This is a genomic window from Kribbella capetownensis, assembly GCF_004331485.1.
Classification (GTDB): Bacteria; Actinomycetota; Actinomycetes; order Propionibacteriales; family Kribbellaceae; genus Kribbella; species Kribbella capetownensis.
Genome location: NZ_SJKD01000006.1, coordinates 82,695 through 96,147, shown reverse-complemented (window position 1 = coordinate 96,147; position 13,453 = coordinate 82,695). Strand labels below are relative to the sequence as shown.

The 13,453-nt window shown below is 69.2% G+C and carries 12 protein-coding genes; 10 read left to right on the top strand and 2 right to left on the bottom strand.

Features of this window, described 5'->3' with window-relative positions:
• Positions 1–46 precede the first annotated feature (46 nt).
• The gene (locus E0H75_RS25360; protein WP_131516168.1) at positions 47–967 is read left to right on the top strand and encodes an alpha/beta hydrolase; all 921 of its coding nucleotides are present in this window, start codon (positions 47–49) and stop codon (positions 965–967) included.
• Between the two features lie 107 nt (positions 968–1,074).
• Here E0H75_RS25360 and E0H75_RS25355 read toward each other — a convergent pair whose 3' ends face one another.
• Together E0H75_RS25355 and E0H75_RS25350 are read right to left on the bottom strand one after the other, a co-directional pair.
• The gene (locus E0H75_RS25355; protein WP_131516167.1) at positions 1,075–1,719 is read right to left on the bottom strand and encodes a hypothetical protein; all 645 of its coding nucleotides are present in this window, start codon (positions 1,717–1,719) and stop codon (positions 1,075–1,077) included.
• Between the two features lie 48 nt (positions 1,720–1,767).
• Positions 1,768–2,751 carry an ABC transporter substrate-binding protein gene (locus E0H75_RS25350; RefSeq protein ID WP_131516166.1) on the bottom strand — a complete coding sequence of 328 codons (984 nt, stop codon included), beginning with the start codon at positions 2,749–2,751 and terminating at the stop codon, positions 1,768–1,770.
• Between the two features lie 75 nt (positions 2,752–2,826).
• On the opposite strand from E0H75_RS25350, the gene E0H75_RS25345 reads away from it, so the two are divergent.
• From E0H75_RS25345 to egtD, 9 genes are all read left to right on the top strand, one after another.
• Entirely contained in the window at positions 2,827–3,876 is a 1,050-nt protein-coding gene (locus tag E0H75_RS25345) for a FecCD family ABC transporter permease (protein ID WP_131516165.1), read from the top strand.
• On the top strand, positions 3,873–4,901 hold the full coding sequence (locus E0H75_RS25340) for a FecCD family ABC transporter permease (RefSeq protein WP_165554026.1): 1,029 nt from the start codon (positions 3,873–3,875) through the stop codon (positions 4,899–4,901). The genes E0H75_RS25345 and E0H75_RS25340 overlap by 4 nt, the downstream gene beginning before the upstream one ends.
• A 3-nt stretch (positions 4,902–4,904) precedes the next feature.
• Positions 4,905–5,681, top strand: a complete 777-nt coding sequence (locus E0H75_RS25335; protein WP_131516164.1) for an ABC transporter ATP-binding protein — start codon at positions 4,905–4,907, stop codon at positions 5,679–5,681.
• On the top strand, positions 5,678–6,337 hold the full coding sequence (locus E0H75_RS25330) for a (2Fe-2S)-binding protein (RefSeq protein WP_131516163.1): 660 nt from the start codon (positions 5,678–5,680) through the stop codon (positions 6,335–6,337). The genes E0H75_RS25335 and E0H75_RS25330 overlap by 4 nt, the downstream gene beginning before the upstream one ends.
• A gap of 64 nt (positions 6,338–6,401) precedes the next feature.
• Positions 6,402–9,014 (top strand): glycoside hydrolase domain-containing protein, encoded by a 2,613-nt coding sequence (locus tag E0H75_RS25325; protein WP_131516162.1) that lies wholly within the window; start codon positions 6,402–6,404, stop codon positions 9,012–9,014.
• A 175-nt stretch (positions 9,015–9,189) separates the two neighbouring features.
• Positions 9,190–10,416, top strand: coding sequence for a glutamate-cysteine ligase family protein (locus E0H75_RS25320; protein WP_131516161.1), 1,227 nt, complete (start codon positions 9,190–9,192; stop codon positions 10,414–10,416).
• Positions 10,413–11,750, top strand: coding sequence for an ergothioneine biosynthesis protein EgtB (gene egtB / locus E0H75_RS25315; RefSeq protein ID WP_131516160.1), 1,338 nt, complete (start codon positions 10,413–10,415; stop codon positions 11,748–11,750). Before E0H75_RS25320 ends, egtB begins: the two co-directional genes overlap by 4 nt.
• On the top strand, positions 11,750–12,490 hold the full coding sequence (egtC, locus tag E0H75_RS25310; RefSeq protein WP_131516159.1) for an ergothioneine biosynthesis protein EgtC: 741 nt from the start codon (positions 11,750–11,752) through the stop codon (positions 12,488–12,490). The genes egtB and egtC overlap by 1 nt, the downstream gene beginning before the upstream one ends.
• Positions 12,487–13,452: an L-histidine N(alpha)-methyltransferase gene (gene egtD / locus E0H75_RS25305; RefSeq protein WP_131516158.1), complete on the top strand. Its 966-nt coding sequence runs from the start codon at positions 12,487–12,489 to the stop codon at positions 13,450–13,452. The genes egtC and egtD overlap by 4 nt, the downstream gene beginning before the upstream one ends.
• The last annotated feature ends 1 nt before the right edge of the window (position 13,453 follow it).

Genomic DNA, 13,453 nt, shown 5'->3' with positions numbered 1-13,453 from the left:
AGCAGAGTCATGGACAGTTTGCGAACCACGTGGTTCACTTTTGAGTATGCGCGAGAAGGTGTGGTTCAGCAGTGCGGGTGTGGAGTGCGCGGGCTGGCACTATCCGGGGTCGAACGGCGGCTGCGTGGTGATGACCGGTGGGTTCGGGGTCACCAAGGAGCCGGGCACCGACCGGTTCGCCGAGCGCTTCGCGGCGGCTGGTTTCAGTGTGCTGGCGTTCGACTATCGCAACTTCGGTGAGAGTGGTGGTGAGCCGCGGCAGGTCGCGCCGATCGGCGGGCAGCTGACGGATTGGCGGGCGGCGATCGGTTTCGCCGCGACCCTTCCCGGGGTCGAGCGGGTCGCGCTCTGGTCGTTCTCGTTGTGCGCCGGGTACGTCGTACAGCTCGCCGCGGAAGATGATCGGATTGCCGCCGCGATCGCGCAGTCTCCGAACGTCGATGGGCCGGTCGTGACTCGCACGGCGTCTCGCTACCAGAGCCCGCTCGGCGCACTCCGACTGGCAGGTCGAACCCTCCTGGACACCCTTGGCGCTCTGGTCGGGCGACCTCCGAAGCTGGTGGCGCTGTCCGGCCCGCGTGGGACAGTCGCGCTGCTCAACACCCCTGACGCCCAGCTCGGCGATGCCGTCCTCAACCCGGGCAACAAGTACCCCGATTGGCAGCAGACCCTGGCCGCGCGCTCGATTCCGCGTGCCGCGTTCTACCGCCCAGCGAAGTACGCCGCCGACATCCGTTGCCCACTGCTCTACGTGGTCTGCAATGACGACCGCTCCGCCCTAGCTGCTCCGGCCGTCGCAGCCGCCGCCAAGTCCTCCAAGGCCGAGCTGGTCCGCCTCCCCGGCAACCACTACGCCCCCTTCCTCGAAAGCCACGAGGCCGCAGTCGAAGCCGAACTGACCTTCCTCCGCCAACACCTCCTGGATCCCACCACCCCAACCCACCCACCCCTAACCCAGTCCGCCTAGCCCGACCTCCCGCGCCCTGGGATGGGTCAGCCCACGAGAAGGTGGGTTGGCCAACGAGAATCCGGTGGGCCAACCCACCATCTGGTGGGTCAGCCCAGCAGAGGGGACTACGCGGGTTCGGCGGGGACTGGTGGCCAGCGGCTTGCGGTGCGTGCGAGGTCTTCTCGGCCGGTGGCTTGTAGTTGAGTGACCAGGTCTTCGCGTGCGGCTTGTACGGCGGCGGTTGCTTCGGCTGCTGTGTCGTGGGGGCCGGACCAGTTGCAGACGGCGTTGCCGGCGTACCAGTGGCCTGAGGTGGAGCGGCGTACGTGGGAGGTGGCTAGGCGGGCAGCCGGGAGGGGTACGGCGGCCTGGTGGATGACGGCCTCGATCGCGACGACGGGAGCATCCAGGTCCAGGAGGGGGCGGAGTTCTACGGCGTCGGTCAGGGCGAACTCGTAGCCGGAGGGGGCTTGGGCGGCGATCCAGGTGAAGGCGCGTTCGGCGGTTTCGGCGAGGTCGCGGGCGAGGTCCGGGTCGGTCAGGGTCTGGACGCCGCACGGCCGTGGATCGGTCGGGCGCAATGCGGCCTGGCAGCGGCGTACCAGCATCTCCTCCGGCAGCGTCTGCCGCCGGCCGAGGATGCGCGACAGCCCGACGATGTCGAAGTTCAACTCGTCGGGCGTCCGCTTCAGCCCCGGCTCGAACGGCGAGCCGGGGCGAGTACCGCGCGTGGTCCACGGACCGACATGCCACCGGGTCAGAGCCGTCATACTGCCGACCCTATCTACCGCCCTTAGGCGTCGATCGCCGCGGACGTCTCAGTCGGCCTTGACCGGAGCCGGGACGTCGAAGGTCTTGGCCAGGTCGGTCAGGATCGACCACGCGCCCTGCAGACCGACCGCGGTCATCCAGGTGAGGTCGGGGACTTCGTGCACCTTCGGCGCCAGCGGCGTCCACAGCGGGTTGGCCTTGAACTGCCCGGCGGTCTTGGCGCTCAGCCCCTTCTCGTCGGCGTACACAGTGACGAAGATCGCGTCGCCGTCGGCGTCCTTGATCCGCTCCGGGCTGATCTCGAGTGCGAAGTCGTTCACGTCCTGCGGCGCGGGCCGCTTCAGGCCGGCGTCCTTCAGCACGATGCCGGAGAAGCTGGCGTTCTGGTACAGCCGGGTCGGCCCGTCGACGAAGCGGACCACCGAGATCGCCGGGTTCTTCGCCTTCGCGTTGATCGCGTCGCCGACGGTCTTGGCCGCCTTCTCGTACGACGAGAGCTCCTTCTCGGCCAGGTCCTCCGCGCCGAGCGCCTTCGCCTCGAGCCGGATGTTGTCCTTCCAGGTCGGCCCGGTGGTCTCGGACATCACCGTCGGCGCGATCGCGGACAACTGGTCGTACAGCTTCTCGTGCCGGACCTTCGCGGTGATGATCAGGTCCGGGTTCAGCGCGGCGATCTTCTCCAGGTTCGGCTCGGCCAGCGTGCCGACCGCCTCCGCCTCGCCGCCCAGGGTGTTGCGGTCGTCGCCGAGGTAGTCCGGCAGCTTCCCGTTGATGCTGCGGTAGTCGGTGTACCCGACCACCGGTGTGTCCAGGATCAGCGTCGCGTCGACGAAGCTCGCGTCCAGCGCCACCACCCGCTTCGGCTTGGCCGGGATCTCGGTCTTGCCCATCGCGTGCTCGACGGTGCGCGGGAACCCGGCCGAGGACGCTCCGGCCGCGTCCGGGGAGTCCTCGGAGTCCGCGGCGGAGCCGCAGGCGGTCAGAGCCAGTGCGGCGACGGCGAGCAGGGCGGTGATTCGGGGCAGGCGCACAGGTGTCTCCTGGTCAGGACGGCTCGCAGGTTAAGGTGACTCACCACAACGTTGAACTAAGGCAACCCTAACCATATGTCCTCCGCCGTCCCGACCGCACGCCCGGCCGCGCCGCCACCGGTCCGCACCGGCCGTCCCGCAGTACGTCGTACTGCCGCGCTGCTCGTGCTCGTCGTCGTTCTGGTGCTGGCCTTCGCGGCCAGCCTCGCATTCGGGTCGAGGGGGCTCGGGCCTGGCGCGTTGTGGCACGCACTGACCGCGAACGACGGGTCCGATCCGGACGTGATCGTCCGCAGCCTGCGCTTCCCGCGCACGGTGGTGGCCGTCCTGATCGGCGTCTGCCTGGGCGTCGCCGGGACGTTGATGCAGGGCCACACCCGCAACGCGCTGGCCGAGCCGGGGATCTTCGGTGTGAGCTCGGGCGCCGCGTTCGCCGTCGTACTCGGGTTGCAGCTCGGCTGGGTCGAGTCGGTCTCGTCGACGGTGTGGGTCGCGCTCGTGGGCGCGTTGGTGGCGACGTTCGGTGTGCAGCGCCTGGCCTCGCGGGGGAACGGAGCGTCGCCGGTCGGGCTGGCGCTGACCGGCGCCGCGGTGGCCGCGATGCTCGGTGCGTTGACCTCGGCGATCGTGCTGCTCGACGCCAACACCCTCGACGGCTATCGCTTCTGGGCGGTCGGTTCGGTCGCAGGCCGCGGCCTGGATGTCGCGGGGCAGGTGCTGCCGTTCGCGGCGGTCGGTCTGATCCTTGCCTTGATCAACGCTCGCGACCTCGATCTGCTGGCGCTCGGCGACGATGTGGCCGCTGGTCTGGGTTTGTCGATCCGCCGGGCGCGCTTGGTCGGGCTGGTTTCGATCGGGTTGCTCACTGCTGCGGGAGTCGCGGCCTGCGGTCCGATCGGCTTCCTCGGACTGCTCGCCGGCCATGTCGCTCGCCGGATCTTCGGCGCCCGCAACACCTGGCTGATCCCGGGCGCGGCTGTCATCGGCGGGACCGCACTGGTGCTCGCCGACCTGGTCGGGAGGCTGGTCGGCGGTGCCGGTGAGGTCCAGGCCGGCGTCGTCCTCGGCATCGTCGGCGCGCCCTTGTTCGTGATCGTCGTACGCCGCCGGGCGGTGGCGCTGTGAAGTCGCGGACGGTAATGCTCAGCGTGGCTTTCGCGGTCCTCGCCATCGTGATCGCGCTCGTCTCCCTGAGCGTCGGTACGACGAAACTCCCGCTCGCCGACGTGATCGAGGTACTGCTCGGAGGTGGCCGCCACGGTACGCGTCTCGTCGTGCTCGAGTTGCGGCTGCCACGTGTGGCCACCGGCCTGCTGGTCGGCATCGCGTTCGCCGTGTCGGGCGCATTGCTGCAGACCTTGTCCCGCAACCCGCTGGCCAGTCCGGACATCGTCGGTGTCAACTCCGGTGCGTCCGCGGGTGCCGTCGCGGTGATCGTGCTCGCCGGCAGTGGCGGTGGGAACATCTCGGGTGCCGCGGCCAAGGTCGGCATCCCGCTGGCCGCCGTACTGGGCGGGCTGATCGCGACGTTGATCGTCGGTGCGTTGTCAATCCAGCGTGGCGTGGTGGACGCCGGGCGCGTGGTGCTGATCGGGGTCGGGATCGCGGCCGCGGCCAACTCACTCGTCGCGTGGTTGCTGGTGATCGGTGATGTCAACGACGCAGGCCGGGCGGCCGCATGGCTGGCCGGTTCACTCAACGCGCGAGCCTGGAGTGATGCAATTCCGGTGCTGTTCGCCGTGGTGCTCTTGTTGCCGGTGGCAATGATGTTCAACCGGGACCTGTCCGCGCTGGTGCTCGGGGACGACGTCGCGTCGTCGCTCGGCGTGCGGGTGGCGCGGATCAGGCTGGCGTTGCTGATCGTGGCGACGGTGCTCGCCGCGATGGCAACCGCGGGAGCGGGCCCGATCGCGTTCGTCGCACTGGTGGCGCCGCAGATCGCGCAGCGGCTGACCCGGATGGAGCGGCCCCCGTTGCTCACCACCGCGATGCTCGGCGCACTGTTCGTCGTACTGGCCGATCTGGTCGCCCGAAACGGACTGCAGTGGTTGCAGGTCGGTCCGTACGAGCTTCCGGTCGGCATCATCACAGCTGCGTGCGGAGCGCCGTACCTCCTACACCTCATCGGCCGTCAGCAGAAGGGACGCTGATCAGTGCACGTCGAGAACCTCACCCTCGCGTACGGCGGGGATGCGCCGGTGGTGTCCGGGTTGACGCTGGAGGTGCCGGCCGGGCAGCTGACCGCTGTGGTCGGGCCGAACGGATCGGGTAAGTCCACGCTGCTGCGGGGGATGAGCCGACTGCTCACTCCGCAGAGCGGTCAGGTGTTGCTGGACGGCAAGGACATCCACAAGCTGCCGGCGCGTGAGCTGGCCCGGAAGCTCGGTGTGCTGCCGCAAGGGCCGGTGACGCCGGAGGGGATCACAGCTGCCGAGCTGGTATCGCGCGGACGCCATCCGCACCGCGGACTGTTCGGGCGGCTGACCGCTGAGGATGACGCCGCGATCGACGAGGCACTCGCGGCCGTCGAGCTGACCGAACTGCGTGAGCGCCCGGTCGACCAGCTGTCTGGTGGCCAACGGCAACGGGTGTGGATCGCGATGGTGCTGGCCCAGGGCACGCCACACCTGCTGCTGGACGAACCCACGACGTACCTGGACCTGGCCCACGCGGTCGACGTGATGAACGTGGTCCACGCGGCGGCTCACGGCTCCGGCCGGACTGTGGTTGTCGTGCTCCACGACCTCACCCTTGCCGCGCAGTACGCCGACCACCTCGTGGTGATGGGCGAGGGCCGGATTGCCGCCGAGGGACGACCGGTCGACGTACTGACCGCGGAACTGCTGGAAGACGTGTTCGGTCTGCAGGCCACCGTGGTCGACGTCGGGGGAGCACCCGTCGTCGTCCCGGACCGTAGGCTGGTTGGGTGAGCCAATCCGTCAGCGATCTCGCGGACGTCCTCGCCGACTCGGTGACCTGGATGTCCGTGCGTACGGCGGACTCCGTGCCCGGACCGGAGTGGGTGTCGTGTGCTGACGTGATCTCGGAGCAGCAGGCCGGCGGCGATCCGACGTACGCGTGGCGGACTGCTGTGCAGGAGGACTACGGGCGCGAGTACGCCATCGATCCGCCGGTGCAGGTCGCAGCCATGTTCACGCTGATGTGGTACGTCCAGGTCCCCTCGCTGGTGGCCGGAGTGACGGCAGCCGCAGCCGGTGTCTCACCCGAGGTCTCGCCGTCCGCACTGGCGTTCCGGCGGCACCCGACCGCGCACTACCCGGTCGAGGTCGCGCTGCTGTCACAGGAGGCCGTGCCGATGGCCACAGCGGCCGCACAGCTGAAGGCCCACACGACAGCGTTTCTGGACTCCTATCTGCCCGCTGTGAAGCTTGGGTCGCTGCAGCGCTTCGGTGCCGTCGACGACGAGGTGCGGGCCGCGATCCGCTTGCCGGATGAGGCGCCGTACGCCGAACAGGCCGCTGAGGCGTTCGCCGTGTCGCTGGAGCAGAAGCTGCGAACGTCGTGCTGCTACGTCTATGTGCTGCCGAACGTGAACGCCTGCACCACCTGCCCGCGTTTCCGCTGATTGGTCTAGGCCGCCTTCATCCAGAGGATTGCCGCCGTGCGGTTCCGCGCGTTGGCTGTTCGGCATGCGGTGGACACATGCGGTGGTGGCAGGCGGACTCCTGGTGACTTCGGCAGCGTTCGTGCCGGTCGCGCAGGCACGAGAGGCGGCCGGCGTGAAGCCCGGCGTCTGGACCGAGACGGCGTACAACTCCGTCTTCAAGGACAGCGGGCGATCGCCGGAGGCCCGCGACGACATCCAGCTCGACACGGCCAAGAACGACTACGAGGCAGCGCAGATCGTGGTGCGCGGCCCGGCGGCGTTCACCGTGAACAAGGTCGATTTCACGGCGCTGACCGGACCGTCGGACGCGATCCCGGCGAGCGAGCTCAGCTACAACCCGGTCGGGTACGAGTACCTCAACCACAACTCGGTTTTCGGCGGCAACCAGTTCGTCGTGCCGACGACACGACAGGCGCCGGGCGACTTCCCGGACCGGCTGCTCAACGAGACGGGCATCGCCGTACCGGCAGGCCAGACGCAGTCGCTGTGGGTCCGCGTGCACGTGCCCGCGACCGCGCACGGCGGCATCTACCGGGGCCGGGCCACGGTGCGGACGACGAACGGCGACCTGCACGTGCCGATCACGGTGAACGCGCGCAACGTGGTGATCCCGCCGGCGAACCAGAGCGAGTTCACCAACGTGATGTGGACGAACTTCCTCGGGCTGACCTCGTACGACCCCGGCAAGGGTGACACGGTCAAGCTGTTCTACGGCCACGACCGGTACTCGCCGCAGTGGTGGCAGCTGATCGACAACTGGGCCGACACGATGAAGCGGTACCGGCAGAACAACCTGCAGTTGCCGCTGCTCAACCTGCTCACCGACGGCGGCAGCAAGGTCGATGCCGCTGGCAACTACAGCTTCAACTTCAGCCGCTTCGACGAGGTGGTGCAGCGGTTCCTGGACAAGGGCGTGGTGAACCGGCTCGAGGGCTTCACCGGCGCCGGGCCGCAGAACGCGGAGCACAACAGCCAGTGGCCGCGGTACCTGGTCGAGGTGACGCCGAAGGAGACCGGTCGGCAGGTCCCGGACTACGTCTGGTGGGACACCCCGGAGGCGGAGAACTGGTACAAGCAGTTCTACCCGGCGCTGCGCCAGCACCTGGCCGACAAGGGCTGGAAGGACATGTTCTGGATGCATGTCGGCGACGAGCCGGGCGCCGGCGGTGACACCGGCTGGTTCGGTGTGGAGCAGAAGCTTCGGCAGTACTGGCCGGATGTCCAGATCGGCGACGCGATCGTCAACCAGTTGGCGCCGAGCGTGGCCAAGGCCGAGGACATCGTGATCCCGAACCTGCACACCTACACCGCGAATCCGGCGCCGTACGACGCGGAGAAGGCCAAGGGCAAGCCGCTGTGGTTCTACAACTGCAACATCCCGGTCGGGAATCACCTGAACAGGTTCATCGACCAGCCGGAGTGGAGCCAGCGGCAGACCATGTGGCTCGCGTACGGCCGTGGGGCGACCGGCTATCTGCACTGGGCCTACGGCAACTGGCAGTACGCGATGGACGACCAGGACGTGAAGGGTGACGGGTACATCGTTCGCCCGGACAAGGAACACAACACCATCGAGGCCTCGCCGCGCTACGAGTCGCTGCGGGACGGAATGGAGGACTGGGAGGTCCTCAACCAGCTCGGCAAGACCAATCCGGGCCTGGCACACGACCTCGCGACCAGTGTGGTGCAGCGGAGTGACAAGTACTCGCCGGATGTGTCCTACATGCAGCGGATCCGGGCGATCGCTCTGGACGCTGCAGCCGGGAAGCCGGTCGTAGCCAAGGACCTGGCCCGGCACCAGCCGACCGCCGCTTCCAGTGGCAACGCCGCGAAGGCAGTCGACGATAATGGCACCACCGCCTGGCAGCCGGCCAGTGGCAGCGGCACCAACTGGATGCAGGTGGACCTCGGCCGCCAGGCGCAGGTGGACGGCGTGCGGCTGCGCTGGGGGAGCACCTACGCGAACAAGTACCGCGTGCTGGTCTCGGCCGACGGGACCAAGTGGGCCGAGGCCGGTCTGGGCACTGGTGACGGTGGTGACGACTTCATCGGGCTGAACGCCAAGGCGAAGTACCTACGGATCGAGGCGACTGGTTCCAGCGGCGGTACGGCGCCGTACCAGCTGCTCGACCTCGAAGTGGCGGGCAACCAGCTGCACCAGCAGAACCTCGCGGCGGGGAAGCCGTACGAGCGGACCGAGCCGTCGACTCGCTTCCCGGATGCGGCCAAGACGGAGGCGACCGACGGTGTGATCGGTGACGACTGGGGCGACGGCAAGAGCTTCGGCTACGAGCTGCTGAACGTCGGCGACAGTGTGCAGCCGGTGGTCAGCATCGACCTCGGTCGTCGGCAGGCGGTCGGGACGGTGCGGGTGCACGCCTACGAGGAGTACCCGGACTACCGGCCGGACAAGATCACCGTGGCCACCAGTGTCGACGGTGTGCACTTCACCGACCGGGGTGAGGCGACGGCCGTGAACGGTGCCTCGAACGTCTGGTACGACCTGTCGTTCTCGCCCGCCGCTGCCCGCTGGGTGCGGGTCACGTTCGACAAGAAGCGGACCAACGACCGCAACACCGGGATGTTCGTCGACGAGATCGAGGCGTACGGCGCCGGTTACCCAGGCCCGAGCTGACCCTGGTGAGGATTTCGCTGAGAGCGAACCTGGCCGCTCCGGACTGATCCGGCCCGGAAATTGTCGGTGGCGCCGGGCAGCATCGCGAGCATGACTCGAGATGCGCTGCAGGCGTCACCGACGGGTAACCCGCCGTCAGTTGTCCGGCCGCAGGTCCGGCGTTAGGTTCGCTGACGTGACCTCGCCCGGTGGTACTCCGGCGACGACTCCGATCGGCTCCCGGGCCGAAGCGGAGGGGTTCGTCGCGATGGTCTGTTTCAAGCACGGTCCGCCGCGGTTGCACGGCGTCGAACTCGAATGGACCGTGCATCATGCGGAAGATCCGCGCCGGCCGCTCGACGCCGACCGATTACGCACCGCCCTGGGCGCGCACGCGCCCGCGACCCTGGTCCCCGGCAGCCCGCAACTGCCGCTCGGCCGGGGCGCTCTGGTCACTGTGGAGCCTGGTGGCCAGGTCGAGATCTCCGGTCCCGCCGCGGCCTCGGTCGCCGGGCTGATCGACGACACCGCCGCCGACGCGGCCGAGCTGACGGCTCTCCTTCGCACCGCGGACCTGGTTCCAGGCGATCACGGCCTGGACGCCTACCGCACTCCCCGCCGCATCCTCACCGTCCCGCGCTACGCGGCGATGGAACGCGCCTTGCAACGACTCGGGCCCCACGGTCCCCGGATGATGTGCAGCACCGCCGGTCTGCAGATCTGCCTCGATGCCGGCGAAGTGGATCAGACCGCTCTGCGCTGGCGCGCCGTGCATGATCTCGGTCCGGCGCTGGTCGCGCTGTTCGCCAACTCCCGCCACCGTGCCGGCAGCGACACCGGCTGGGCGTCGGCGCGGACCGAGGCCACCTTCGGCACCTACGCCCCGTTCACCGAGCCGCCATCGCTCAACGGCGACCCGGCCGCCGCGTGGGCGCGGTTGGCGATGGAGGCGCCGGTGCTGTGCTTCCGCCGCGGCGACCGCTGGGATGCGCCTCGCGGACTGACCTTCGGTGCCTGGGCGGAGGGCGAGTTGCCCGGCGACAGACCGACGTACGACGACCTGACCTATCACCTGTCCACGCTGTTCCCGCCGGTCCGGGCGCGTGGGTATCTGGAGGTGCGCTACCTCGATGCGCAGCCGGGGGACGGGTGGATCGCCCCGACCCTGCTGCTCACCGCGCTGATGTCCGACCCTGCCGTGCTCGACGACGTCCTCGCTGCTGCCGAGCCGGCTGCGGGACGCTGGATCGAGGCGGCCCGGGACGGGCTGGAGGACAAGCTGGCCCGGCAGGCCGCGGAGGACGTGGTCGAGCTGGGAGCCAGGGTGCTGGACCGGACCGGTGCCGACACCGAACTCATCGATGAAGTCGCGACCCGGCTCCATCGCATCGTCGACGAAACCCACGGAAGGCGAGCTTCATGAATCACCAACTGTCCGATCTGTCTCCCGAGGGCTTGCGCGCGTTCGTCGCCGAGCAGCTCGAGCGGTCCCGGGCGCGGACGGTCCACCTCACCGACGCCGTCGACACCGACGATCTGGTCAAGCAGCACTCCCGACTGATGTCGCCGCTGGTCTGGGACTACGCGCACGTCGGCAACCAGGAGGAGCTCTGGCTGGTCCGCGACGTCGGCGGCCGCGAGCCGCTGCGGCAGGACATCGACGAGCTGTACGACGCGTTCATGCACCCGCGCGCGGACCGGCCGACGCTGCCGCTGCTCGGCCCGGCCGAGACCCGGTCGTACGTGACCGAGGTGCGGGCCAAGGTGATGGACGTACTCGACCACGTGAAGTTTGACGGCGGGCGAGAGCTGGTGGACAACGCGTTCGCCTTCGGGATGATCGTGCAGCACGAGCAGCAGCACGATGAGACGATGCTGGCGACACACCAGCTCCGGATCGGGGTCCCGGTGCTCGACGCACCGCCTCCACCGACCGGACGTCGTCTGGCCGCGCCCGAGGTGCTGGTGCCGGGCGGAGTCTTCGAGATGGGTACGTCGGTCGAGCCGTGGGCGCTCGACAATGAGCGACCGGCACACGCCGTCCACGTCGCGCCGTACGTGATCGACACCGCGCCGGTGACGAACGAGGACTACCTGCGGTTCGTGATCGGCGGCGGCTACCAGGATCCGCAGTGGTGGTCCGAGGCCGGCTGGGCCCATGTCCAGAAGGCGTCGCTGGTCGCGCCGCGGTTCTGGGAGCAGATCGATGGTGTCTGGTGGCGGACGCGGTTCGGCAACCGTGAGCTGCTGCCGCTGGACGAGCCGGTGATGCACGTCTGCTTCTACGAGGCCGAGGCCTACGCGAAGTGGGCCGGGAAGCGGCTGCCGACCGAGGAGGAGTGGGAGTTCGCAGCCCGGTTCGATCCGGCGACCGGGCGGACCCGGCGCTTCCCGTGGGGTGACGAGAGCCCTGGTCCGCAGCACGCGAACCTCGGTCAGCGCCACCTCGCGCCGGCGCCGGTCGGTGCGTATCCGGCGGGCGCGTCGCCGCTGGGTGTCGAGCAGTTGATCGGCGATGTCTGGGAGTGGACGTCCAGCGACTTCCGGCCGTACCCGGGTTTCCGCGCCTGGCCGTACGACGAGTACTCGCTGGTCTTCTTCGGGCCGGACTACAAGATTCTCCGCGGTGGCTCGTTCGGGACCGACGAGGTCGTTGCCCGAAGCACCTTCCGGAACTGGGACTACCCGATCCGGCGGCAGATCTTCGCCGGCTTCCGGTGTGCCCGCGACCCCCGGCCCGAGGAGCTGCACGGCTGATGTGCCGCCATCTGGCCTATGTCGGCCCACCGGTCACGCTGGCCTCCCTCGTCCTCGACCCCACCCACTCCCTGTACGAACAAAGCTGGTCCCCGCACGACATGCGCGGAGGCGGCACAGTGAACGCCGACGGCTTCGGCCTCGGCTGGTACGTCGACGGCCGACCGGTGCGCTACCGGCGGAATGTACCGATCTGGACCGACGAGAACCTGCCGGGGCTGGCCGGCTCGATCCGATCCCGCGCCGTGCTGGCTGCCGTCCGCGACGGGACGGTGGGCATGCCGTACGGCGAAGCCGTCGTCGCGCCGTTCCAGACCGGGGACTGGCTGTTCAGCCACAACGGCCGGATCCCGGGGTGGCCGGAGTCGACCCTCAAACTGGCGGAGACGCTGCCGGTCGTCGATCTGCTCCAGCTGGAGGCGCCGGTCGACTCCCAGCTGCTGTGGGCGCTCATCGCCAACCGCTTGAAGGATGTTCCGGCGGCTGATGCCGTCGCGTCCGTCGTACGGGACGTGGAGGCGGCGGCGCCCGGGTCGCGGCTGAACGTGCTGCTGACCGACGGCGAGCAGATCGTCGCGACCTCCTGGACGCATTCGCTGTGGGTGCAACACACCGCCGACTCCACCACGGTCGCCTCCGAGCGGTTCGGTGGCGGCGACTGGGACGAAGTACCGGACCGCTCGTTGCTCGTGGCCACCGCCACAACGCTGAGCATCACGCCGATGGAAGGACCAGAGTGACCCCGATCGACGTACATCTGACCCCGGACTACGCCGGCCGCGCGCTGCGCGAGGACGTCCGGGCCGGGCTGACCGCCGACCCGAAGTGGCTGCCCCCGAAGTGGTTCTACGACGCCCGCGGCAGTGACCTGTTCGAGCAGATCACCCGGCTGCCGGAGTACTACCCGACCCGCGCCGAGCGCGAGATCCTGCAGGCCCGGGCCGGTGAGGTCGCGGCCATCACCAAGGCACACACGCTGGTCGAGCTCGGCTCCGGATCGTCGGAGAAGACCCGGCTGCTGCTCGACGGACTGCGCGACCGGGGCACGCTGACCACGTTCGTGCCGCTGGACGTGTCGGAGTCAGCGCTGCGGGACGCGGCGGACGCGATCAACGTGGACTACCCGGCGCTCGAGGTGCACGGCGTGGTCGGTGACTTCACCGCGCATCTCGACAAGCTGCCGGGCGATCCGCCACGGATGGTCGCGTTCCTCGGTGGCACCATCGGCAACCTCCTGCCGAGCGAGCGCGCGACGTTCTACACCTCGATCCGCGAGGTGCTCGAGCCAGGGGAGTGGCTGCTGCTCGGCACCGACCTGGTGAAGGACCCGGCCACGCTGGTCGCGGCGTACGACGACAGCGCGGGCGTCACCGCGGAGTTCAACCGGAACGTGCTGCGGGTGATCAACCGGCAGCTGGGTGCGGACTTCGACGTGGAGGCGTTCAGCCACGTGGCGATCTGGGACGCCGAGAACGAGTGGATCGAGATGCGGCTGCGGGCCGACCGTGCGATGCGCGTGCTGATCCCGGAGGTCCACCTCGAGCTCGACTTCGCCGAGGGAGAGGTGCTGCACACCGAGATCTCCGCGAAGTTCCACCGCCCCGGTGTCGAGGCCGAGCTGGATACAGCGGGCTTCGGGTCGGCCGCGTGGTGGACCGACTCCGAAGCCCGCTTCGCCCTCTCGCTCTGGCAGGCCGTCTGAC